We start from the raw sequence: 21,405 nt of genomic DNA on the forward strand, positions 1-21,405 counted from the left end.
GAGATCGTGGCGGGGACGATCATGAAGCGGTTCATTGAAGGTGAGGTCCGGACGCAAGTCACGCTGCTGCCGGAGTGCCTGGATGATTACATCACCGAAGAAAACCCAGTTCGGGTGGTCGACGTTTTCGTCGATGAACTCGACCTGGGAGCACTCGGCTTCGAGGGTGTCGATCCGGCTGCAACGGGGCGTCCGGCCTACCATCCAGCAGTCCTGCTGAAAATCTACATCTATGGCTACCTCAACCGGATTCAGTCCAGCCGCCGGCTTGAGCGCGAGACAGAGCGCAATGTCGAGCTGATGTGGCTAACGGGCCGGTTGGCTCCTGACTTCAAAACGATTGCCGACTTTCGCCGAGACAACGGTAAAGCCATTCGCAGCGTGTGCCGGCAATTCGTAGTGCTGTGCCGCAACCTCAATCTTTTCTCTCAGTCGATCATTGCCATCGACGGCAGCAAATTCAAAGCCGTAAATAACCGCGACCGCAACTTCACCCAGGGCAAGATCAAGGCGCGCATACAGCAGATCGAGCAGAGCATTGACCGCTATCTTGCGGCGATGGATTCGGCGGATCGGGCAGCGCCCGAGGTCGCCGAGGCCAAGGTTGAACGGCTGAGCGAAAAAATAGAGAAGCTGAAACAGCAAATGACGAAGCTCAAGGACATTGAAGCGCAGCTTCACGCCAGCCCAGATCAGCAAATCTCTCTTACCGATCCTGATGCACGCTCAATGGCCACGAGTGGCCGAGGTAGTGGCACGGTTGGCTATAACGTACAAACAGCAGTCGATGACAAACACCATCTGATCATTGCCCATGAAGTCACCAATGTTGGCAATGACCGAACGCAACTGAGCAATATGGCGAATCAGGCGCGCGAAGAGATCGGCGCTGAGTCGCTGACAGTCGTCGCCGACCGAGGCTATTACAAAGGTCCGGAGATCCTTGCTTGCGAGCAGGCCGGGATCACCACTTTTGTACCGAAGCCGCTGACATCAAGCAGCAAAGCGGAAGGCCGATTCGGCAAGCAGGACTTCATCTACATTGCTGCATCGGATGAATACCGATGCCCTGCGGATCAGCTACTGACTCGCCGGCATTCTTCGGTGGAAGACGGCATGTTGCTGCACTGCTACTGGTTCTCGGGCTGCCAAAGTTGCGCCATGCAGAAGCAGTGTACGACGGGTAAGGAACGCCGGTTAAAGCGCTGGGAGCATGAAACGGTAGTCGAAGCGGTGCAGATCCGATTGGAGCATGATCCAGGAAAGATGAAAGTTCGCCGGCAAACGGTGGAGCATCCCTTCGGAACGCTCAAATACTGGATGGGAAGCACTCACTTCCTGACCAAAACCCTACCGAGGGTAAGCACCGAAATGAGCCTTCACGTGCTGGCTTACAACCTCAAACGAATGATGAGCATCTTTGGCATCGCTGGGCTGATTGAAGCGATCAGGACATGAGGCCAAGCATTTTTTGCGTCCGTATACGGCTATTCGGGCCGCTGCGGCGGCCCAAATAGCACAGGCCGCGTCTGGTGCCCGACTTAGGTAGATCAGCACTTAGATCTGCTGAATTAACAGGCTGCCCCAGCTTCTTTCGCTACTCGACGTACTTACTTGCGTTTTCACACAGCCTGGGTCGAAAGCGGACAGGGCATCGCAAAGTCATCCAACTGCCTGAGTTATCCGAACGCCAACAAGGATTCCACCGAGCTTGTCGACAAGAAAACCCGCGACAACTCAGAGTGTTATCCGAGCAAACAGACTTTGGATACCCTATTCCCGCTAGAAACACTGCCGCTGAAACCCTCCTGGCATGTAGCTCCTTCGTCCTACGCTTCAGCCTCTATGACCCCCACCCAACCTTTCGCGCAGGTGCGGAACGAACCTAGGCGTAACGCGGGTATAAGCTTCGTAGGCAGCGCCAAACTGCTTGTGCATTTCCCGCTCTTCGGAAACCGCCAAACGCCCGTACATCACCAGCAACACCGGGAACATTGCCAGCGTCAGCAGCGTCGGCCACTGAAGGAGAAAGCCCAGAAGAATCAGCACAAATGCCACGTACTGCGGATGTCTGATCCAGCCATAGGGCCCGACCGTTGCAAGTGAACGGCGGCGTTGCGCGTGATATAGCACGTTCCAGGCGGCAGAAAGCAAATAGAAGCCGAAACCCAGGAATAGGTAACTGGCAATGTGCAAAACACTGAAGTGTGGGTTGCCCTGGTCACCGAGCAACGTCGACCACAGATGGCCGGATTCGTGGGAAAGCAGATCGAGGTTGGGGAACCTGGCCTGCAACCAGCCTGACAACAGATAGATCGTCAGGGGGAAGCCATACATTTCCACAAACAGGGCAACGATGAAGGCCGAGAATGCACCGAAGCTCCTCCAGTCTCTCGCCGTTGCCGGCTTGAAGAAACTGAAGGCAAACATGATGAAGATCGCGGAGTTGATGAAAACCAGCGACCAGAGGCCATACGCGCTTTCACCATGATTCATGATGGATCTCCCGGCTTATGGATATCAGCCTTATCGGAGGGGGCCGGTTTGCTCTGGCCCTGGTGATGGTGTCCCCCATGTCCTCGATGCATGAAGACATGCATCAGCGGACAGGCGAGCAACAACAGATAAGGCAGGGCTCCAACGACATGGGCAAGGTGCTCGGTGAGCAGGAAGTAGACGGCGATCCCACCGATTACCACCAGGCCGATTGCATAGCGTGAACGCCAGAAACTGTGTGGTGAGCCGTTTTCATCGAAGTGAGGGTTCATAGCGACTCCTGGGAAAGGAGATGGGTTACTTCGATGCAGCAGATGGCATGCGGTCCATCATCATCTGCATCATCGACTCCATCATGTCCATGCGCTTTTCCATCATCTGGTGGCGGGCGGCCATATCCCCGCCCATGCCGCCATGCATGCCCCCCATTTCAGGCATGCCACCCTCCATGGACTTCATCATGGCCATGCCATTTTTCATCAGCGCCATATGCTCGGCCATCAACGCCTGACGGGCTTCCGGCGTTTTGGCTGCAGCCATCTTTTCGTGCATGGCTTGCATGGCCTTCATTTGCTGGTCCATCGCCGCCATTTGCCCTTTGTCCATTGGCTGAGAAGGCGTCTTCTCGGTAGCCGCCGCGCTTGGCGCATCGGCCGGGTGATGTGTCGAGTGTTCATCGGTGTTTTGCGCCATGGCGCCCACGGACGCTGCGGCCAAACAAAGTCCGATCAGTAAATTTCGAACGTTGTTCATCATCATCTCCTTAGCACTGTTTTAAAGCCGGATGCCTTGGTCTGGGCGCTAGGCCTCACCTGGCACGACAAGCAAATTACTGCGCCGGCGTGAATGCTCATTTTTCGCGTCGTGCTCGGGTTGTACACCGACGGGCTATTATTGGGCACTCGGCGGCTCGAAGCTGATCCCGTTTGGCCCGGCGCCAACCTTATGGGTAGCAACGACCTTTCGGCTGCTCGTATCGATGACAGATACGGTGCCCGCTTCAATATTGCTGACAAACACATAAGCGCCGTCGCTGCTGATGGCCACACCATGGGCACCCTTGCCGGTGGTCACGGTGCCCAGGCTGCTACGCGTCTGGAGATCTACGATGGAGACTCGGTCGTCCGGATTCTGGCCACTGCCCTGATTCGCGACATAGACCTGGCGACCGTCAACGGTGGCCATCATCTGGATTGGCGTGCGGCCGACATCAACCTTGCTGATCACCTTGCGTCTGGCCGTGTCGATGATGCCAAGCTGATTTGTCGCACTGAGCGAGACGAATGCCAGGCGACCGTCAGGGGCAAAGCCGACCTGGACAGGGCCTTTGCCCACGGGAATCTGCGCGGTTTCTTTGAGTGTGACGACATCGATAAGCGATACGCTGTCGCTCTTCATGTTCGCGATATAGAGTGTCCGGCCATCAGGGCTCAAGCGCAGCCCATGGGGATAACGCCCAGTTGGAATACCGGGCAACTCGATTCGCTGCTCAAGGTCAAATACTCGCACCTGGTTGGCAGCGGAATCGGTCACAAAAGCTCGCAGCCCGGTGACGTCGGTGACCACATGAGCCGGGTGATCGCCTGCCGGGAAGCTGAACGGTGGCCTGTCCAGCGCGCTGGTACTGAACACCAGCAACTGCCCACCGGGCTTTTCACCGCTCGAATGCCCCGCATGTCCAGCCACTCCAACAACCAGAAGCAAGCTGCCGTCGGGCGAAACCTGTAGGTTGTGGGGTGCGATCGGCAAGGCGACCGTGCTCACATCACCTGTCGCAAGATTTACCTGGCTAATGGAAGCGGACCGTTCATTGGCCGTGTAGACGTTACCCGTAGGGTTTGCCATGACCAGCCCCAGAGGGATGAGCAGGAATATCCCCAAGGCCATAGAACTAAACCGCTTGGCAGTCATCATTGTGAATGAGCTCCAACGAGGGGCCGGGGTATGTGAGCCAGGCTGGCCTATACATTTACTCAAGATAAACACCAATCGCGAAGCATTTTCTTGATCAGCGTCAACGTCCACAGCTTGACTCGGCACTGGGTGATCGAAGGCCGTCCATTTCTTGGGGAGTATTGCTGGCTATCCCGACCCGGAGTCAGTCGACATCAGGCTGTATATGAAGAAACCGCGCCATGAAACATGGCACGGCGGCTTGCCATCTGAGCGGTAACGAGACTTAGCGACTGACTTTGGTTGGGTAACCAAGCGCCTGGACCAGTGCACCGACGCGTTCCGCCTCGATGTTGCTTTGGACACTCACTGTACCGGCAGCACGATCAACGATCACCTTCGCGTCGCCATCGGCAGCCTGGATGGCCTTGGTGATCTTGTTGACACAACTGCCACATCCCATACCGGAAACTTCCAAAACGAACATAGCGGGCCTCTCATGCTGGTACGGCTTTTCTCGCCGCATTTACAGCTTCAACCTTGACACGATGACAAGGTCAAGGCCCGGTCAAAGGATTTATCTTCGCCCTGAAATCTTGTCCAACTCCTCTGGCGGCGGCCCCTGCTGCATCACAATTGTCCCTTACGATCTTGGCAGAAGATGGCGGACGTCGCAGTTGCCCGATGTCCTCCATCAGGACCAGATTGGCGCCGAACTCGCGGACATACCCGCTAAGGCCAAAGCCCTAGACAGTCAGTCATATGGATCAGGCGTTGAAACGCTGATGGCGGAACTTCCTCTCATAGGTTGCGGTGTGCCCATTTCAGTCTGTGACTACGCGCTTCAGCCGCAGTGCGTTGAATACCACGGAAGCCGAACTTACGCTCATGGCCAATGCCGCAATCATCGGTGACAATAGATGGCCGGTAAGCGGGTAGAACAAACCTGCCGCCAGCGGTATGCCCATAGCGTTGTAGAAGAATGCGAAGCCCAAGTTTTGACGCATGTTCTTCACCGTGGCCACGGATAGTGTTCTGGCCCGCAGGATGCCCATCAGGTCGCCCTTGACCAGCGTCAACTGGGAGCTGTTCATGGCAACATCGGTGCCAGTTCCCATGGCGATCCCGACATCAGCCCGGGCCAGCGCAGGGGCATCGTTGATCCCATCTCCTGCCATGGCAACCCGGCGCTTATCGCCCTGCAGGAGCGCCACCAGTTGCTCCTTGTCCTCGGGTTTCACTTCTCCGTGGACTTCCTCGATGCCGAGTTGTTTCGCGACCGCACGTGCCGTAGTCAGGCCGTCGCCGGTGGCCATGATGACCTTCACATCTTCTGCCTGTAGCCGGGTTACCGCCTCCTTGGAGGTGGGTTTGACCGGATCGGACACCGCTAGCAGGCCAGCGAGCACGCCATCGACGGCCAAGTACATGATACTCATGCCTTCCAGACGCAGCTGCTCGGCGCGGTCTCGCAACGGACTGGTGTCGAGGCCAGCCTCTTCCATCAAGGTCGTGTTGCCAAGCTGCAGCCGTTTGCCGTTCACCTGGCCACGTACACCGATCCCAGAGCCCGACTCAAACGCCTCTGGCTTGGACAAGCTGTGTCCATGCGCTCGCGCATGATCGACAATCGCATGTGCCAGCGGATGCTCGCTGCCTTGGTCCAGGCTGGCGGCAAGGCGCAAGACTTCGGGTGGCATGAACTGCCCGGTACCGACCACGCTATGAAACACTGGCCGGCCCTCGGTGAGGGTCCCGGTCTTGTCGACGATCAGCGTGTCGATCTTGCAGAGGTTCTCGATAGCACTGGCGTCTCGGAAGAGCACGCCACTGCTGGCAGCCTTCCCGGTAGCGACCATGATCGACATGGGAGTGGCTAGGCCGAGCGCGCAGGGGCAGGCAATGATCAGGACCGCGACCGCATTGATCAGGCCGAAGACCCAGCCAGGCTCCGGTCCGAAAAGCCCCCAGCCGAAGAGCGTGACCAGCGCGACCAGAATCACCCCCATGACGAAATAGCCGGCCACGGTGTCCGCCATCCGCTGCATCGGGGCTTTCGAGCGCTGAGCCCGCGCGACCATCTGCACGATTTGCGAGAGCACTGTCTCGGCGCCGACCTTCTGCGCCGCCATCACAAGGCTGCCGTGGGTATTCAGCGTGGCACCGATGAGTGCATCCCCAGCTTTCTTCATCACTGGCACGGGCTCGCCTGTCAGCATGGATTCATCGATAGCACTTTCGCCTTCCAGGACCACCCCGTCGACCGGCACCTTCTCGCCAGGGCGAACGCGCAGGTGGTCGCCCGTATGCACGTGGGTGAGCGGAATATCTTCCTCCTGACCATCGGCCCCGATGCGACGGGCCGTCTTGGGGGCAAGACCCAGGAGCGACTTGATGGCGGCGGAGGTTTGTGAGCGCGCCTTGAGCTCGAGCATTTGGCCGAGCAACGTTAATGAGATGATGACTGCAGCCGCTTCGAAGTAGACACCGATGCGGCCATCCTGCATGAAAGTCGTCGGGAAAACCTGCGGGAACACTGTGGCCGCAACGCTGTATAGGTACGCCGCAGCCGTTCCCAAACCTATCAGGGTCCACATATTCGGGCTGCGATTACGAATCGATGCGACCCCACGCACGAAAAACGGCCAGCCAGCCCATAGTGTCACGGGAGTGGCCAGAATCAACTCCACCCAATTCTGTGTGGCACCATGCAGCAATTGGAGTTGGTGGGCAGTCATGGCCAACACGGTCACGATGACCGTCAGGGGCAAGGTCCACCAGAAGCGGCGGGAGAAGTCCTTGAGTTCCGGGTTCTCGTCTTCCTCAAGCTCCGGTATTACCGGCTCTAGGGCCATGCCACAGATTGGGCAACTGCCCGGCCCACGCTGGCGGATTTGGGGATGCATCGGGCAAGTGTATTCGGCGTCCGCCGCGTTGCTTGGCTGCGGGGCAGCCGAGTGGAGATGGCCCGCGTGTTCTTGGTCCTGGGGAGGGCTAAGATAATGCACAGGCGCTGCGCGGAATTTCGTCAGGCACTTTTCACTGCAGAAGCGGTATGTCCTTCCCTCGTATAGCTCGAAGTAGCGACTATCCGGTGGCACCGTCATACCGCATACCAAATCGCGCTGACTACCATCCGGTTGCTCATACGGGTGCGAGTGGTCATGGTCATGGTCATGGTCATGCTGGCACGATTCGGTGTGCATGAAGTAGTTCCCTTTGTTGTCCGGTTTGGACGAGTTTTCACCCTTCTGGTGAGAATACCCGCCATGGTTGTGCCCGAAGAGTTGCGTCAGCGGACAGAGCAACAAAATTAAATAACTGTAGTGCCTGTGACAGGTGGCCATAGTGCACGAGCCACATAAAACAGGCCAAATATGGCCAGCATGATCAGTGCAATACCGCCTTTAGTCCGCCAAAAAGGTATTGCCAGATCTGTACCACGGCGATGGGCTCCATCATGATCAACTCCCAAGCTGGGTGGGAAATATCGGCCGCTGCCGTATTGTCCAGCCTAGACAACATCTCCTTGAACAGCTGTGACGCCAATCAATGCTCCTGTAAGCGTGTCGATTATTGTTGTGGTGTAGCGTCATGGCATAGATCATTTCTGGAGGTTGCTGATCCTGCTGCTGCACCAGTGGTTGCCCTTCGACAATGCGCTGGCTGCCTTGTACCCCGGCGAGGGAGTGCCCAAGCCGCTGGAGGAGTACGACGCCGGCTCCCGGTGGGGAACGCCGTCCATGCTTTCCTGCCTGGACGGCCTATACTTGCTCGACCCCTTCTACCAGGCCTGTCAGGAAGGCCTGCCCAGTGGGCTGTAACGCCTGGAGGAGATCGCTTCTGACCAGTTCCGTCAAAGCGAGTACTTCCTCAGTTACTTCCACGCCAACGCATTGGAAGACGAGGTGCAGTTCGTTCTCCAGTTGCCGGCCAAGGTAGCCTTATGCGATCTAACAGCTCAAGCCCCAGACCTGATACATGCGGTGCGGTACAGCGCTGATCGGGTCACTCTTCGCTGTTCCCCTTCCAGCTTTGCCTTTGCCCACAGCAGACGTCGGAGATGAAACTGCTCGGCGGACTCACAAACCTGCTCCAGTGCTCTCGCACAAGGCTTTGATCTGGCCATCTTTGCTTGAATGGCTGACCCGTGGCAGGGCGTTGGCCGTGTTTTCTTCGTGCGTGTTGAGCCCAAGGCGAGCGCGATCCACCATCCACAGGCCGCTACTGCCGCGCGCCAATTCTATGCCGGCACTACTCGTCAAAAAATAGGTGAGTGCTTACCCGGCAGGCAATGGGCTACTATCGAGCCCTATATCTATCCGAAAGGGTTAGCTCCGTTGCCAGGGAATTGCATGCAGGCCATCGATATTGAAAACGCGATCGTTCTTCCTTGGGGGCTTGGCTCAAGATCGCCCCATGACCTGTTTTCTGTGTGCGCAGAAATCATTAACTGCCCTGGTGACATCGTTTTAGACGCTAGCAACCTCTCGTATATCGATCCGTTAGGGATGGCCACGCTGCGAGCGTTGTTTGAAAACCAGTTGGTCCAGAAGCGAGTTTCGATGCAGTTTTTGAGCAGAGACCTGACCTCCTACCTGGCCAGGATGGATTTTTTCAAGGACATTGATGTAGAGGGTGTAGATCTATCGGGGGTAGGACGTCGAAACGACCGAAGCACCTCGTTGGTGGAAATCACCAAAATCAGCGAACACCATCAAGCAGAGGCTGCAGCCTCTCGCCTCGCTAGAGCTATTACGGGAAGGTTGACTCAATCGGACCCGGATGCCCCAGTCGACGAGCACACGGGACGGAATGAGTTTGACTCCTACCGGGGCCCTCTGGAGTATTCGCTCAAGGAGCTATTGGAAAACTCGCTTACTCACGCCCGCAGAGAGGGACGTGGTGACGCCGCCGTTTGGCTGACCTGTCAGTTTTATCCAAAATTGAACCTTGTACGCATGGCCATCGTCGATAATGGGTGTGGGTTTCTCGCGACACTGAGGAATCACCCTGAGCTTCATGACCGCACGCATTTGCACGCGATCGAGGCGGCACTCAAACCGCGAGTGAGCTGCAACCGGGGTGCGATGGCCCAGATCCTGGGTAGCGAGAACCAAGGTATCGGGTTAACAACTACCGCAAAAATTGCAGACGCGGCGGGCGGTGGTTTGATCATCGTGAGCGGCAATGGCATACATGACACAAAGCGTCGGCAGTCTCAGGAGCTGCATGATGCGCTGTGGAATGGTGTATCGATCGCGTTTAGCTGTACCCGTGAGCTGCTGCCCACCATTTCGATCAGTGACTTGCTGCCGAAGGACGATGCAGGACAGGTTGACGACGATCTCGACCTAGATCTGAATTTCCGCTAGCTCTGGCTTTTTGATAGCTCGAGGGCTAGAGTCGATCATGCAAGGAGCGGTAAATGGGAGATTCAGCGTCAACTGAAACTCTCGGGCTGCAAAAAAGGATTATGCAATACAAGGGGTTACGACATGCAAACTCAAATTCGATTAAGTAGGGATAGTTCTATCCGAACGTACGGAATGCGAGCTTCAGCGATCCCCTACCGTACCGAAATCGAACGCTCGCTCAGCAGTGGTGAGAGCGTTGTCATAGATTTCGCTGGGAACGATGTCACTCAGTCCTTCGTCGACGAGTTGATCGGGGCGCTGATTCTGAAGGAGGGTCGCCAGGTGGTATCGCGCCTTGCCTTTGAAAACTGCACCAACGATGTCAAAGGAATCATTAAATTTGTGGTCCATGATCGAGTTCGACAGCTGCAAAAAATGCCCGCGTGACGGATCCGCATTGAATTTAAGGCCCTCAATATTGAGGGCCTTTTCATTGGTGCCAGGCAAAAGATAGCCGTCTTGAGTGGCCCCCATAGCTCGCCCTGAAAAGCGAATGTCAGGGGACACACCGCAGAAAAGCGTTCTGTAGCGGAGGAATACGTGGAAAACGGAGCTTAGGTTTCCTCATTGAGATGTGTAGAAATCCATCGCGACTCACCTATGCAAAGGCTGCGAAAAGCCTGAATCTACTGGGGTATCGTGGCGTGAGATATGTGCAAAAAAATGTGCACAGCATCTGCGGATTGGAGAGCTGGCTTGGCTCCTTAAGTAAAACCATCAAGCTGCAACGGACCTGCAACTCCTGCGGCTTGAAGCAAAGCGGGTAATACCACCCCTGAGCCCTACGAGGTGGTGTTCCGGTTTTTGACCAAACGAGAGCACGCCAGGCGCGCAAATGAGCTGCACGACCAGCTGAATGAAGTGCTCGGGGTGGCCAGAAATCTCAACGATGGGCTGTACTTCGGTGGAGCAGACGTCACGGTGCTACAAGACTTTACCATGCTCGATGCGGAAGACTTCGTGCGGTACAACCTTCACGACTGGCTCAGTGTTGGGGATACCGATGAAGATGAAGAAGGTGCCGATGATGCTGACTGAGCTGCTATCGGCCTCCCCTTTAGGATCTGGGTTTGACCTTAGCTGACCGGCTGCTCTACAAACCAATTGATTTTCTCCGGAGCCGGTGTCACTGTCGCTCCAAGAATAGCCCCCACGCCTCGGGCAGGTCCCAGACCTGTACTGCGCATCAGGGGGTTAGTTGTTTCTAGGGCCCGCCCAGGTCGATCAGGCATGCTTTGGGCTGGCCTCAAACCAGTGGGTGACCACCAAAAGGGTCAGTTAGGCCTACTGCTGCCTATCCTCGCTCGTTACCATCCAGAAACCCTCTATTGATACGGTTTCAGCAAAGATGGATGTCTATAAGCTCCGCATCGAAGACACAGAAAGCAAGATCATCGACAAGGAAGGTTTCGAGGCCGAGACCTTCCGCAGAGATCCGTGGTACCAGCCTGGAAGTGCGGGCAAGCTAGCTCAGTTTGCTGTATGCCCGGCATGCGACAACCCTGTCCAGCTGGTTGGGCTGTATGAGCTACCGCCTAACGTGAAGAACCCATTCGGGAAACATGCTACTAAGAGCATTCGCGGCATCGCTCCATTTGATAGTGAGGCCCGTAACGATTGCCCGTACTTCAAGCCTCGCCAGCATAAGAAAACAGAACGAAAAACCAGGTTTGACGGCGTCCCGCGGAAGATTCTCAAGCTATTGATCGAACAGTTCGATCGCGTGGTTTACATCCTGGAGAAAGAGACCCAACTGGTCCTTTCCGAGAACGCGTTGAGAGGCATGCTGCAGCGTTACAAGGGAGAGCGTGGCTACCTCTATACCGGCGCGACGCTTCGCAATGTGCCATGGATCTTTGCTTACATGTCGGACGCCACCCGCCTGTTTGGCCAGAAGGTCAGTGGAAATGCTGAGCTGGTGAAAGCTATTGCCGCTGAGGTGCCGGGGGCGGAAATCAGCAGCACTGGTCGGCTGGAATCGAAGAAGGTGCCTGGTTCGAAGGCGGCATATTTTGATCTCAAAATGAGTTTCATCCGCCATCGAATCGTCAAAGACAGTGAAGCGTCTGGCTTGGTTGAAAGCATGGAGTTTGTAGTGTCACAGCCTCGCGGAGGTGAGCTTGAGCACATTCACAAGGAAGTCATCAAATTCGATTCGGCTTGGTTCGAATCTCTTATCCGGATGCCGGTTGATCATCCTTATCGCAGAATGGATAGAGTGAAGATGGCCCGGGAGGAACTGGGCGATCTGCTGGAGCTGACTCAGGCCTGAGGAGGCCTGCTGTAAACCACTTTTTTTCACTGTAAACCACAGTGGTTTACAGTGAAAAAAGTGGTTTACAACGTAGCTATGACACGCGCCCTGGCCACTCCCCAGGCCAGCGCGCTCCTCATTGGTTCGTTCAGCCGGACGTCGAACACCTGTGCTGCTCGGGGCCTTGCCACGCCGCGGTGTCCTATAATTCATCTTCAGCTGAGTGGAGCAAAATGTTGTGAAGCGCACATTCATTGGAATGGTCGAGGCTGGTGAGCCACTGATGAGGCAAGCGCTTGAAGCTATCCGACAGGCCCACGAAGCGGAGGCTGCTGGATTGCCAGACCTTGAGGTACAGCGTCTTCACCTATTGGCAGATTCGCTCTATCAGGCGGTCATTGATTTTCAGCTCCTCAAAGCAGGTAAACCACCGTCGACTATCCAGTGAGGACCTGCCGCTACATGACGAAAAAGATACCAGCTCTTCTCCCCGACCACCCCATGTATACCGACGCAGTGGATGCGATGAAGCAATACCACGAGGCGCAGGCTTCTGGCTCATCTGCCGAAGAGGTTGAGCGCCTGCGTCAAATCGCAGAATCACAATTTCGGGCTGTCAGCGAGTATCAGCTCAACGCTCTGGGATATCAGTCTCGTCGTCCGCACTGAAGGGATAACCGATCCGGAGGTAGCTTCAGAATCCATCAAGCCAAGCGGAAGACTCACGACGCGGTCCGATTGATCAGCGAGACGGTCGGGAGGGTTTGCACACAGCCCCAAAAAAAAAGCAGCTCCCGAGAGCTGCTTTTTTCTTACTCCCCCTTTTTGTGCTTGTGGGGTTTCAGGTCCGGATGGTCCTTCTGCTTTTCAGGGGTGACTCGCTGCCTTTTGTCCGGAGTGCCATCTTCATTGGTGCGCTTTGGGCCTGGCTTGATGCTCATGCAAAACTTCCTTTTCCGCTTGGGTTGTTGAATGCAGCTATGTAATTAGTCCAGCTTCTCTCAGCTGTCAAAGCAGGCTGGTGCAGAACCGCCTGGCCGATGATCCGGTCCACATCGAACATTCAGAGGCCAGAATAAGAGCCTCCGACAAAGGGCTTACAAGGGGCAGTGAAATCCAGCGCTGAGCGATACGAAGACGTCTGGACGTTCATCATGCCGAGCACGGTGTGGAACAGGTTGTCGTGGCTCAGCGGTGACGTGGTTTGAGCTTTCAAACAACCCACGTTGACCTTTTCGCTCTTCGCGAGCGAGTCAGACATCCAAAGTACCAACGGCACCTTTGTTTGCTCGTCAGGAGCCATCGCGTAAGGCAGCCCGTGTAGATAGAGCCCACCCTCCCCCAGCGATTCGCCGTGGTCCGAAACGTACATCAGCGCAGTGTCGAACTTGGTGTTGGCCGCCAGGATATCGATGAGATTTGCAGTCACATAATCGGTGTAGAGGATTGAGTTGTCGTAGGCATTGACCACCTCCTCCTGCTTACATTTGTCGAGCTCGTTGGTCTCGCACACCGGTGCGAATTTCTTGAATTGCGAGGGGTAGCGCTTGTAGTAGGCCGGGCCGTGACTGCCTTTGTAGTGGAGCACCAGGACAGCATCGCCTTCCTGGCGCTTGATGAAGTCTTGCATCTCCGTGAGCAGCACCCCGTCCTTACACTCCTCGCTGGTGCACAGTTGGGAATCCGCGTGAGAGGCAGCCTTGTGGTTGGGAACCCTGTCGCAGACCCCTTTGCACCCCGAGTTGTTGTCAGTCCACATGACACTGATGCCAGCGCGTTGAAGCACGTCGAGCAGCCCTTCTCGGCTCTTGGCCAAGCCATCTTTGTACTGGGCCTTACCCACGTCCAGGAACATGCATGGCAGCGAGACCGCGGTAGCGGTACCGCAGGAGCTCACGTTCGTGAAGCTAATGACATTTCGCTTTTCTAGTTCCGGATTCGTTTCACGGGAGTAGCCGTTGAGGGAGAAGTTGGCGGAGCGAGCGGTCTCTCCTACTGCCAGTACCAGCAGCCTGGGTTTACGAGCCGCACCCTGTCGATTAACTACCGCATCAGTACCAATGGCCGTCAGCGTTTTAGGTGAGGCCAGCTGACGCTTCAGGTACCCATGGCCAGCCGCAAACAAGTTGGTAGGTACCAGAATCAGCCGGATCTCCCGATTGTTGCGCAGCAAGGAGGCATACGACTGGTACTGACTCAACGCGATGCCAGATAAGGTCAACAGAGCGAGCGACAGAGCAATGAACCTGCTGACCAAAGCTTTGGCCCAAGGCTTGCGCCGGAGGGGAACCCGGGCAATCAGGTAGACGGGCAACACCCCAACCATTGCGACCCAAAGACCGAGCTTCCAATTCAGCAGCTCGGTTGCCTCAGCGACGTCGGTCTCCACAACGTTGGTGAACATTGTGTAATCGATCACGATGCCGTAGGCATTCATGAAGTAACTCGCAAAAGACGCGCTGATCAGTACCAGGCACAGTATGGGTTTGGCCAGCCGCCCCCATGACAGCAAGCTCAGAACGGTAAACACCCATGCGAATACTATGACTGGGAGGCTAGCCGCTAGCTGCCAGTTCACTTCATCGGTTTTGAATACCAGCTTCCAGAGCACGTTCCAGAGCTCAGCGTTCGCGAATAGCAGTAACCAAAAAGTCACCAGGCCGATTAGCAAATTAGTACTGATGCCTTTCTGCCGCGCATTGCGAATAGCAAAGATCCATTTGCTTAACAGGGTGTGAACAATGGATTTGGAAGGTGTCATTATCAAACTCTGGAAGCTGCTTATCCATGGCGGTAGCTATGGAGTTAGCGGGAGCTACAAGGCAAACCGTCGACAGATGCTGAGCGATTGCGCAATGTGCGGAGCGTCAGAGGCCTTAGGCCCCTAGGCGTTGGGGACGCTTAGTATGTGTGAGGCATAGGGATAAAAAGAGAAATGAATCTCGCTGAGCGCATTATTTCCGGGACCTGATAACGACACGATGACCTCGGGATTACAATGCTGACAGAAATCCAATTACTGCTGTTTTGATTGTCATTGATCACGCTATGATCAAAATTAGGGGAATACTACCCACCAAAAGCAATGCTCCGCTCAGCTAGATAAATTTAATTTCACAAACAAAACGGTTTCGTTTTGTCGTAGGCTAATTTTGAACTTTCAATTCAACTTACAAGTCTTTCTCGCGAGCAGAACATAATTTTCAACTTTTGCTCGTTAATATGTCACCCATCAATGAGGGGCGAATACCATGAGCTTTTTCAAAAACATCCTGGGCGGGCACCATGGCCGTGGAAACCACGGTGGAGGCAAGCACCACAGCGGGGGACATGGGGCCGAGCAATATGATCGCCATGGCCGGCAGCAGGGCTGCGACGGCGGTAATCAGGTGTATGACGGCGGGCGCCCTCCCACTCCTGCCCCCATCAAAGATCTGCAGGGCTGCAGGCAGTGCCGGACGGCCAACGATCCGTCAGCACGCTTTTGTCTAAACTGCGGAACACCGCTATCGAGTGGTTGCACCGCCTGCGGCTCGCTGCTGAGTGCAGGAGCAAGATTTTGCAGTCAGTGTGGCCAAGCGACGCTCTAAGGCTAGGTAGACAGGAAGGCCAACGAGACCACAACCCTGCGCAAGGAGAAATACGTGGGTTCAAATCATGACCATGGCAGCGCTGCAGTACGCGAGGGGCATCAGAAGAAGCTAATCATGGCGCTCGGCTTGACTGGCAGCTTCATGATTGCAGAAGTGATCGGTGCGTGGATTACCGGCAGCCTGGCGCTGCTGTCGGACGCATCTCACATGTTCACAGATACTGCCGCCTTGGCGATCTCACTGATTGCACTTCAGATAGCCAAGCGGCCGGCGGATCAGAAAAGAACCTTCGGCTATGCGCGCCTGGAAATTCTGGCTTCGACGTTCAACGCCGTGCTGCTCTTCCTGGTGGCGATGTACATCTTGTATGAGGCCTACCAGCGCTTCTTCATGCCGGCGGAGATCGCTACCGGAGCGATGATGTGGATCGCAATCGCCGGCCTGATCATCAACCTAATTTCGATGCGCCTTCTGGCATCTGCGAGCAACGAAAGCCTCAACGTCAAAGGAGCCTACCTCGAAGTTTGGAGCGACATGCTCGGCTCGCTTGGCGTAATCATCGCGGCACTTATCATCCGCTTCACCGGCTGGACCTGGGTCGACACGATTGTCGCTGTGGCGATCGGCCTTTGGGTTCTGCCGCGGACGTGGCAGTTGCTTCGCGAAAGCCTGGGGATCCTCATGGAGGGTGTCCCGAGGGGGCTCGACGTTACGGCAATCGAGGCCACCATCCTCGGAGTAGATGGCGTGACGGACGTTCATGACTTGCACGTGTGGGCTGTCAGCAGTGGCAGTAACGTGATGACGTCGCACGTAGTGGTTCGGGATTCTGCAGATGGGGATGCTGTGTTGGCGGCCGTCGTGGATGCTGTCAGCGATGCATTCGAAATCCATCACTGCACCATCCAGATCGAGCGGGCAGCTTTCCACGAGAGCGTTCCCTCACCCTCGCACTGACCGATCGGTAAACACCATGCAAACACATCACCCTCCTGGCTGAGGGTGATGTTGCAAAAAAAATGCGGTGAGGGATGCCGTAAACGGCAGGAGCGCTTCAAGGGGGTTGGTGAATGGCTTCGCCTGCCCTCGTCAACAACCTCCAGAAGGCTCAGCGATGGCCTGGATCATCACGAAGTACCTACTCACTGCCGGTATAGTGATTCTCGTGTCAGAGCTGGCGAAACGCAGCGACAAGCTGGGCGGCTTGGTCGCCGCCCTACCCTTGGTCACGGTCGTGACGTTGGTCTGGCTCTATTTAGAGAACCAGAGCATGGAGAAGATCTCCAACCATGCTTGGTACACGTTCTGGTACGTGCTTCCGACCCTGCCGATGTTTATTGCTTTTCCATTGCTGCTACCTAAGCTCGGCTTTTGGCCGACACTGATCAGCAGCATCCTCATCACAATGGCCAGCTTCGGAGGCTTCGCCATACTGCTGCGCCGGTTCGGCATTGAGCTTCTATGATCCGGTGGCCGCAGGGATCATCTTGATGAGTCTTAACGGCTATTAACACACTCGCCCTTCACCAGGTAGCGAACCATGTGCAGTTCGCCTTTCGAGTCTTCGTAGGTCATCATGCTTCTTACATTACCGCAGTACCGCACATTGGGTGATACATACACCAACTTACCAACGTCCAGGTCCATGCCATAGGCGTAGTCTTCTAGTTGAGGCATGGGCTTTTTTACGCGTTGAGCATAATCCGCTGTAGCCTCTCTAGCAGTACGCTCGATGTGTTTATTGATCTCCATACCGCTTTGGGCATTGGCTGTTAGTGATGTAAAGAGCATAAACACGGCGATCGCTGATACAGTAGTGTTCATAAGAAGTCCCTTAATAAAAAAGCGCCCGTAGGGGGGCGCTAAAATTCACCTACCAAAGGAGCGTATGGTTTACAGGTGAATGCACTGGCGCGAACAACTGCTCGGTGCTCTTGCCAAGCTGCTTTGAAATGAGACAATTTCCAAAGCAGCGATGCCTCTTCCGCTGCCCTTAAACTAGCAAAGGAGGCTAACACCAAGATGATCGTGCAATTACAATTTGGACATGTAATAGATTGTAAGATAATTATTCGAGAGAATATCGAGCCGCCACGTGAACTAATTTGCAGAAAGGCGCTGCGGTTTGCGGCCGTGCATGGGGTCTGCCTGCGTGGCGCCCTCGATCCAAGGCCAGTACCAGTCCTTGCAAGCTAACGACCGAAATGCTGCCTGTCCTGGCCGATTCCACCTGCCAGGCGAATCTGTCATACACCGCCGCAGGCCCCAGAATCCGCTATGCTTAGGGGTGGAGCCTGCATGACTGTCAGAAATCTTGCGGCTACATTACAAATTTGTAGGATTTCGCCGCGGCCAGCTTCTTCGCGTTAAGATTCAAGCGTCCTCAGGTGACCCGGCGTATGGACAGAGGTAGCGACTACCACATGCCATACCCTCAGCCAAACTTTCGAACAGCCTGCAACCATAATCTTGGCGGATTAGGCCAACTCCTTCCTCACACCTTGAGATAAGTTATGCGCGTTCTAGTTGTGGAAGACGAAATTAAAACTGCCGAATATCTTCAGCAGGGCCTATCCGAAAGCGGGTATGTCGTAGATATCGTGCACAACGGTGTAGATGCTCTGCACTTGTTCAACACTAATGTCTATTCGTTGGTCCTCCTGGACGTGAACCTCCCGGGTATCGACGGCTGGGACCTGCTGGAAACCATCCGTAAGACCAGCCGGGTCCGCATCATCATGCTGACCGCCCGCGGACGCATCAATGACAAGCTCAAGGGCTTGGACGGCGGCGCGGATGACTACCTTGTGAAGCCATTCGAATTCCCTGAGCTGCTTGCTCGCATCCGTTCGCTGCAACGCCGTGGTGATGAGTTAGTCGAGAAGAGCTCGCTGAAAATTGCCGATCTGGAACTCGACTCCGTCCGCCATCGCGTCTTCCGCGGTGGCACACGCATCGATCTCACCACCAAGGAATTTGCGCTTCTGCACCTGCTCATGAGCCGAACGGGCGAAGCGCTGACTCGCTCTCAGATCATCTCGTTGGTCTGGGATATGAATTTCGATTGCGACACCAATGTCATCGATGTAGCCATCCGGCGCTTGCGCTCGAAGATCGATGACCCGTTTGAAACCAAGCTCATTCACACGCTTCGTGGCGTTGGGTACGTTTTTGAGGAACGCGCATGAGGCCATTCAGCCTGGCTGCAAAGCTGGGGTTAAAAGTTGGGTTGATGAGCGCAGCGTTGCTGCTTCTGTTCGCCACCTTTGGCTATCTGATGGTAGGCAAGGCTCTGGAAAGAAATGCCAGAGCAGACCTGGAAGTAAAGATGGCGGGGATGGCTCACAACCTGTCCACCATCCCGGACATCTCCGGCGTCAACGCGGATGCGCATCAGCTTGTCGATTTGGTCATGGGCCACAACAACCTGTATGTGAGCATATTCGATACCTCACAGAATCAGACTCCCCTGCTCTCGATTGGCTCGAAACAGGTCAATCTGGAGGTGCACAAGTTTCAGCCGGCGGCCCAGCCCAAAGAGCACGAATGGCGTGATACGCAGGACCGTCCTCTGCTGAGTGCTTCTCGAATCATGCGTTTGGGCGATGGAACAGAGGTCAGCGTCTATATGACCATGGACCAGTCATCCAGTGAGGCGCTGCTCGATGCGTTGCTGACCTGGGCCTTGATGATGTCCCCCGTCATCCTCGCACTGATCTTGGCCATTGGCTGGTGGACTGTGCGCAGAGGCCTGCTACCACTGACCAAGTTCCTCAAGATCGCCTCGAAAATCTCAACCGAGAGCCTCGACCATCGCCTTCCAACTGATGGGATGCCGGCAGAACTCAAAATGCTCGCCGACGGCATCAACATCATGCTGGCTCGCCTGGATGATGGGGTTCAGCAGCTCTCGCAGTTTTCTGACGACCTTGCTCACGAACTTCGAGCACCGCTTTCCAACCTGATGGGCAAGGCCCAGGTTGCCTTGACCAGAGAACGATCGCTTTCCGAGTACCGGGAGGTTCTGGAGTCGTGCACAGAAGAGCTGGACCGCATGAGCCGCATGGTTTCCGACATGCTGTTCTTGGCCCAGGTCAGTCATCCAGCATCAATGGTGGAGTTCGAATCCGTCTCCTTGGTCGACGAGGTTCAGCGAGTGTGCGATCTCTTCAGCATTTCAGCAGAAGAAGGCGAGATTCAGCTGCAGATCTCCGGCAGTGATGACGTGGTGCGCGGGAATCGCCTGATGGTTCAACGTGCCGTCTCGAATCTGGTCTCGAACGCGATCCGTTACTGCCCTCGCGGCCGCACGGTCTACGTTAAGGTGCAGCATAGTGCGAGCGGTACGACGTTGAGTGTCGGCAACCCCGGCCGTGGTATTGCCAAGGAACACCACGCGCACTTGTTTGAGCGGTTCTACCGTGTGGACAAGAGCCGAGCACGGAGCGAAGGCGGTACCGGTCTTGGCTTGGCCATTGTGCAGTCGATCATGAGTCTGCACCAGGGATCGGCGAGCGTGGAGGTGACCGAAGAAAACTTCACCTGGTTCCACCTTCACTTTCCGGAAGCCCAGCAAATGCAGCCGGCAATGACCGCCGCTTAAATTGCGCAGACACGATTAGGCCCGTCAATCGACGGGCCTTTTGTTTGCCTCAATGCATCAGTGCCGAAGGACCACAGGGTCCATGGGCGACCGCAGAATCACCGACTTAATAATCTTCTGTTCGTCAGGATTGGCGTTTTTCCACAGGTGTGAGAAGTACTGAGCATTCACTTTCTCTTGAGCACTTACGCTGCCGGCGGCATCGATCAGGCGCATGGTCGAGTAGACACAGATCAGCGCCAGAATGAAGAACGCCGTGGCGACCACCATCACATAACGCTTGGCCAGCACCGGTGCCCGCTTGAGCTCCTGGATAGAGGCGTCCGCCGCCTTTGTCGCTGCTGTAAGCTCCGAGATCAGTGGCTGGATGGCGGTGTCGACTCCGCGGCATGCAGCTGAATACGCTGATGCAGCGGCGCGCAAGGCAACCTCCTCCGCGTTCGACCAAGCCTTCTCCGCCTTTCGCACCTCCTCCTGAATCTGCCGGCCGACAGCGTCCACCTGCTCCACCAGTTCGTTCGACCTCTCCAAAACAGCGCTGGAGGTGCGCGTCTGCGAGGTCAGCTCATCGAGCTGGACAGTGAGTTTTTCAGTGCAGCGGCGAAAGTCACCGATAGCAACTGCCCAGGGCTCTATGTCATTCATGGCTATCTCCTAGGGCGGCCAACAACGCCGCGCTGAATTAACGCGCTAGATATCAAAATTGTAATTTAAGAGAAAATTCGAAGTCGCCCTCGACAGTGCCGAGATAGACATGATCCTTCCAGATTTGAAGATTTAACGCATCCTATCTGCAGCCAAAATTACGGAATTGTAATTATTGACTCACCTTGTCGTTAGCTTCGCGTTCCTAAACTACAAACCAACAAAGGCCGCTAATCAGGTTGGCCTAGTATGAGCCGAGGTTCACAATGAAATTTGTCAAATCTATCGCTATTGGCAGCCTGCTGCTGGGTCTCATGGGTACCGCTTACGCTGAAGGCGGCTTCGAGCGAACGAAACAGTTCAACGAGAACTTCCGAACCGAACAGGCTCGCCTATGGAGCGATGACTCTTCGGACCAGAACAAACAACAAGTCGCTCAAGAGCAAAAGAAAGAAAGCAAGGATGGTAAGGAACAAGCCGACAATTAATCGGCGGTTAAATAGG

The 21,405-nt window shown here is 55.5% G+C and carries 24 protein-coding genes and 1 pseudogene; 14 read left to right on the forward strand and 11 right to left on the reverse strand.

All coding sequences use genetic code 11. The features are described from left to right. Nucleotides 1-21: 21 nt before the first annotated feature. Entirely contained in the window at nucleotides 22-1,458 is a 1,437-nt protein-coding gene (locus APH36_RS26535; protein WP_028697700.1) for an IS1182 family transposase, read from the forward strand. Nucleotides 1,459-1,836: 378 nt separating this feature from the next. Here APH36_RS26535 and APH36_RS26540 read toward each other — a convergent pair whose 3' ends face one another. The 7 genes from APH36_RS26540 to APH36_RS32200 form a co-directional block, all read right to left on the reverse strand. Further along, complete coding sequence (locus APH36_RS26540) at nucleotides 1,837-2,496, reverse strand: isoprenylcysteine carboxylmethyltransferase family protein (RefSeq protein WP_011953093.1); 660 nt, start codon at nucleotides 2,494-2,496, stop codon at nucleotides 1,837-1,839. Continuing rightward, nucleotides 2,493-2,768, reverse strand: a complete 276-nt coding sequence (locus tag APH36_RS31285; protein ID WP_011953094.1) for a DUF2933 domain-containing protein — start codon at nucleotides 2,766-2,768, stop codon at nucleotides 2,493-2,495. Before APH36_RS31285 ends, APH36_RS26540 begins: the two co-directional genes overlap by 4 nt. A 25-nt stretch (nucleotides 2,769-2,793) precedes the next feature. Then, nucleotides 2,794-3,249, reverse strand: coding sequence for a hypothetical protein (locus APH36_RS26550; protein ID WP_011953095.1), 456 nt, complete (start codon nucleotides 3,247-3,249; stop codon nucleotides 2,794-2,796). Nucleotides 3,250-3,387: 138 nt separating this feature from the next. Continuing rightward, complete coding sequence (locus tag APH36_RS26555) at nucleotides 3,388-4,410, reverse strand: cytochrome D1 domain-containing protein (protein WP_047932759.1); 1,023 nt, start codon at nucleotides 4,408-4,410, stop codon at nucleotides 3,388-3,390. A 265-nt stretch (nucleotides 4,411-4,675) separates the two neighbouring features. Then, nucleotides 4,676-4,876, reverse strand: a complete 201-nt coding sequence (locus tag APH36_RS26560; RefSeq protein ID WP_004575963.1) for a heavy-metal-associated domain-containing protein — start codon at nucleotides 4,874-4,876, stop codon at nucleotides 4,676-4,678. 337 nt (nucleotides 4,877-5,213) lie between these two features. Beyond that, the gene (locus APH36_RS26565) at nucleotides 5,214-7,736 is read right to left on the reverse strand and encodes a heavy metal translocating P-type ATPase (RefSeq protein WP_137108948.1); all 2,523 of its coding nucleotides are present in this window, start codon (nucleotides 7,734-7,736) and stop codon (nucleotides 5,214-5,216) included. A 43-nt stretch (nucleotides 7,737-7,779) separates the two neighbouring features. After that, nucleotides 7,780-7,938 carry a hypothetical protein gene (locus tag APH36_RS32200; RefSeq protein ID WP_011953098.1) on the reverse strand — a complete coding sequence of 53 codons (159 nt, stop codon included), beginning with the start codon at nucleotides 7,936-7,938 and terminating at the stop codon, nucleotides 7,780-7,782. 47 nt (nucleotides 7,939-7,985) lie between these two features. Between APH36_RS32200 and APH36_RS32205 the strand changes: the two are divergent. The 7 genes and pseudogenes from APH36_RS32205 to APH36_RS26600 form a co-directional block, all read left to right on the forward strand. Then, nucleotides 7,986-8,321, forward strand: a pseudogene (locus APH36_RS32205) (helix-turn-helix transcriptional regulator); the annotation flags it as partial. A 423-nt stretch (nucleotides 8,322-8,744) separates the two neighbouring features. Beyond that, complete coding sequence (locus APH36_RS32395; RefSeq protein WP_015268415.1) at nucleotides 8,745-9,764, forward strand: ATP-binding protein; 1,020 nt, start codon at nucleotides 8,745-8,747, stop codon at nucleotides 9,762-9,764. A 174-nt stretch (nucleotides 9,765-9,938) separates the two neighbouring features. Further along, a complete protein-coding gene (locus APH36_RS33320; RefSeq protein ID WP_128337688.1) occupies nucleotides 9,939-10,193 on the forward strand; it encodes an STAS-like domain-containing protein in 255 nt (84 codons plus the stop codon). A 417-nt stretch (nucleotides 10,194-10,610) separates the two neighbouring features. Continuing rightward, entirely contained in the window at nucleotides 10,611-10,844 is a 234-nt protein-coding gene (locus APH36_RS26585) for a hypothetical protein (protein ID WP_156867445.1), read from the forward strand. A gap of 310 nt (nucleotides 10,845-11,154) precedes the next feature. Continuing rightward, the gene (locus APH36_RS26590) at nucleotides 11,155-12,078 is read left to right on the forward strand and encodes a hypothetical protein (RefSeq protein ID WP_011953102.1); all 924 of its coding nucleotides are present in this window, start codon (nucleotides 11,155-11,157) and stop codon (nucleotides 12,076-12,078) included. A 220-nt stretch (nucleotides 12,079-12,298) separates the two neighbouring features. Continuing rightward, nucleotides 12,299-12,508, forward strand: coding sequence for a hypothetical protein (locus tag APH36_RS26595; RefSeq protein WP_015268418.1), 210 nt, complete (start codon nucleotides 12,299-12,301; stop codon nucleotides 12,506-12,508). Between the two features lie 14 nt (nucleotides 12,509-12,522). After that, a complete protein-coding gene (locus APH36_RS26600; protein ID WP_011953104.1) occupies nucleotides 12,523-12,729 on the forward strand; it encodes a hypothetical protein in 207 nt (68 codons plus the stop codon). 143 nt (nucleotides 12,730-12,872) lie between these two features. On the opposite strand, the gene APH36_RS32870 is transcribed toward APH36_RS26600, so the two are convergent. Both APH36_RS32870 and APH36_RS26605 read right to left on the reverse strand, forming a co-directional pair. After that, nucleotides 12,873-13,001 (reverse strand): hypothetical protein, encoded by a 129-nt coding sequence (locus APH36_RS32870; protein WP_003253468.1) that lies wholly within the window; start codon nucleotides 12,999-13,001, stop codon nucleotides 12,873-12,875. Nucleotides 13,002-13,123: 122 nt separating this feature from the next. Continuing rightward, nucleotides 13,124-14,821, reverse strand: a complete 1,698-nt coding sequence (locus APH36_RS26605; RefSeq protein ID WP_003298414.1) for a phosphoethanolamine transferase — start codon at nucleotides 14,819-14,821, stop codon at nucleotides 13,124-13,126. 490 nt (nucleotides 14,822-15,311) lie between these two features. Here APH36_RS26605 and APH36_RS31295 point away from each other — a divergent pair, with 490 nt between their 5' ends. The 3 genes from APH36_RS31295 (at nucleotide 15,312) to APH36_RS26620 (ending at nucleotide 17,118) form a co-directional block, all read left to right on the forward strand. Beyond that, nucleotides 15,312-15,650: a zinc ribbon domain-containing protein gene (locus tag APH36_RS31295; RefSeq protein ID WP_079732563.1), complete on the forward strand. Its 339-nt coding sequence runs from the start codon at nucleotides 15,312-15,314 to the stop codon at nucleotides 15,648-15,650. A 54-nt stretch (nucleotides 15,651-15,704) separates the two neighbouring features. After that, nucleotides 15,705-16,610, forward strand: coding sequence for a cation diffusion facilitator family transporter (locus tag APH36_RS26615; RefSeq protein WP_010951438.1), 906 nt, complete (start codon nucleotides 15,705-15,707; stop codon nucleotides 16,608-16,610). Nucleotides 16,611-16,767: 157 nt separating this feature from the next. Beyond that, nucleotides 16,768-17,118, forward strand: coding sequence for a DUF3147 family protein (locus APH36_RS26620; protein WP_011953105.1), 351 nt, complete (start codon nucleotides 16,768-16,770; stop codon nucleotides 17,116-17,118). Nucleotides 17,119-17,150: 32 nt separating this feature from the next. Here the strand turns inward: APH36_RS26620 and APH36_RS26625 are convergent, their stop codons facing one another. Continuing rightward, a complete protein-coding gene (locus APH36_RS26625) occupies nucleotides 17,151-17,477 on the reverse strand; it encodes a DUF2790 domain-containing protein (protein ID WP_010951440.1) in 327 nt (108 codons plus the stop codon). A gap of 689 nt (nucleotides 17,478-18,166) precedes the next feature. Between APH36_RS26625 and APH36_RS26630 the strand changes: the two genes are divergently transcribed. Both APH36_RS26630 and APH36_RS26635 read left to right on the forward strand, forming a co-directional pair. Then, complete coding sequence (locus APH36_RS26630) at nucleotides 18,167-18,841, forward strand: heavy metal response regulator transcription factor (protein ID WP_003253457.1); 675 nt, start codon at nucleotides 18,167-18,169, stop codon at nucleotides 18,839-18,841. Next, nucleotides 18,838-20,256, forward strand: a complete 1,419-nt coding sequence (locus APH36_RS26635; RefSeq protein WP_010951441.1) for a heavy metal sensor histidine kinase — start codon at nucleotides 18,838-18,840, stop codon at nucleotides 20,254-20,256. Before APH36_RS26630 ends, APH36_RS26635 begins: the two co-directional genes overlap by 4 nt. 57 nt (nucleotides 20,257-20,313) lie before the next feature. On the opposite strand, the gene APH36_RS26640 is transcribed toward APH36_RS26635, so the two are convergent. Continuing rightward, the gene (locus APH36_RS26640; protein WP_010951442.1) at nucleotides 20,314-20,901 is read right to left on the reverse strand and encodes a hypothetical protein; all 588 of its coding nucleotides are present in this window, start codon (nucleotides 20,899-20,901) and stop codon (nucleotides 20,314-20,316) included. Nucleotides 20,902-21,167: 266 nt separating this feature from the next. Between APH36_RS26640 and APH36_RS26645 the strand changes: the two genes are divergently transcribed. Beyond that, nucleotides 21,168-21,389, forward strand: a complete 222-nt coding sequence (locus tag APH36_RS26645) for a hypothetical protein (protein WP_010951443.1) — start codon at nucleotides 21,168-21,170, stop codon at nucleotides 21,387-21,389. The last annotated feature ends 16 nt before the right edge of the window (nucleotides 21,390-21,405 follow it).

Origin of the sequence: Pseudomonas sp. NBRC 111133, from assembly GCF_001320605.1 — a bacterium.
Taxonomy (GTDB): domain Bacteria; phylum Pseudomonadota; class Gammaproteobacteria; order Pseudomonadales; family Pseudomonadaceae; genus Aquipseudomonas; species Aquipseudomonas monteilii.

Coding starts and splice junctions, on each gene's coding strand:
- APH36_RS26590 (WP_011953102.1), top strand. CDS start 11,155: ATGGATGTCTATAAGCTCCGCATCGAAGACACAGAAAGCAAGATCATC.
- APH36_RS26605 (WP_003298414.1), bottom strand. CDS start 14,821: ATGACACCTTCCAAATCCATTGTTCACACCCTGTTAAGCAAATGGATC.
- APH36_RS33320 (WP_128337688.1), top strand. CDS start 9,939: ATGCGAGCTTCAGCGATCCCCTACCGTACCGAAATCGAACGCTCGCTC.
- APH36_RS26640 (WP_010951442.1), bottom strand. CDS start 20,901: ATGAATGACATAGAGCCCTGGGCAGTTGCTATCGGTGACTTTCGCCGC.
- APH36_RS26560 (WP_004575963.1), bottom strand. CDS start 4,876: ATGTTCGTTTTGGAAGTTTCCGGTATGGGATGTGGCAGTTGTGTCAAC.
- APH36_RS26635 (WP_010951441.1), top strand. CDS start 18,838: ATGAGGCCATTCAGCCTGGCTGCAAAGCTGGGGTTAAAAGTTGGGTTG.
- APH36_RS32395 (WP_015268415.1), top strand. CDS start 8,745: ATGCAGGCCATCGATATTGAAAACGCGATCGTTCTTCCTTGGGGGCTT.
- APH36_RS26555 (WP_047932759.1), bottom strand. CDS start 4,410: ATGATGACTGCCAAGCGGTTTAGTTCTATGGCCTTGGGGATATTCCTG.
- APH36_RS26645 (WP_010951443.1), top strand. CDS start 21,168: ATGAAATTTGTCAAATCTATCGCTATTGGCAGCCTGCTGCTGGGTCTC.
- APH36_RS26620 (WP_011953105.1), top strand. CDS start 16,768: ATGGCCTGGATCATCACGAAGTACCTACTCACTGCCGGTATAGTGATT.
- APH36_RS26540 (WP_011953093.1), bottom strand. CDS start 2,496: ATGAATCATGGTGAAAGCGCGTATGGCCTCTGGTCGCTGGTTTTCATC.
- APH36_RS26550 (WP_011953095.1), bottom strand. CDS start 3,249: ATGAACAACGTTCGAAATTTACTGATCGGACTTTGTTTGGCCGCAGCG.
- APH36_RS26565 (WP_137108948.1), bottom strand. CDS start 7,736: ATGGCCACCTGTCACAGGCACTACAGTTATTTAATTTTGTTGCTCTGT.
- APH36_RS31285 (WP_011953094.1), bottom strand. CDS start 2,768: ATGAACCCTCACTTCGATGAAAACGGCTCACCACACAGTTTCTGGCGT.
- APH36_RS26535 (WP_028697700.1), top strand. CDS start 22: ATGAAGCGGTTCATTGAAGGTGAGGTCCGGACGCAAGTCACGCTGCTG.
- APH36_RS26630 (WP_003253457.1), top strand. CDS start 18,167: ATGCGCGTTCTAGTTGTGGAAGACGAAATTAAAACTGCCGAATATCTT.
- APH36_RS31295 (WP_079732563.1), top strand. CDS start 15,312: ATGAGCTTTTTCAAAAACATCCTGGGCGGGCACCATGGCCGTGGAAAC.
- APH36_RS32870 (WP_003253468.1), bottom strand. CDS start 13,001: ATGAGCATCAAGCCAGGCCCAAAGCGCACCAATGAAGATGGCACTCCG.
- APH36_RS26625 (WP_010951440.1), bottom strand. CDS start 17,477: ATGAACACTACTGTATCAGCGATCGCCGTGTTTATGCTCTTTACATCA.
- APH36_RS26600 (WP_011953104.1), top strand. CDS start 12,523: ATGACGAAAAAGATACCAGCTCTTCTCCCCGACCACCCCATGTATACC.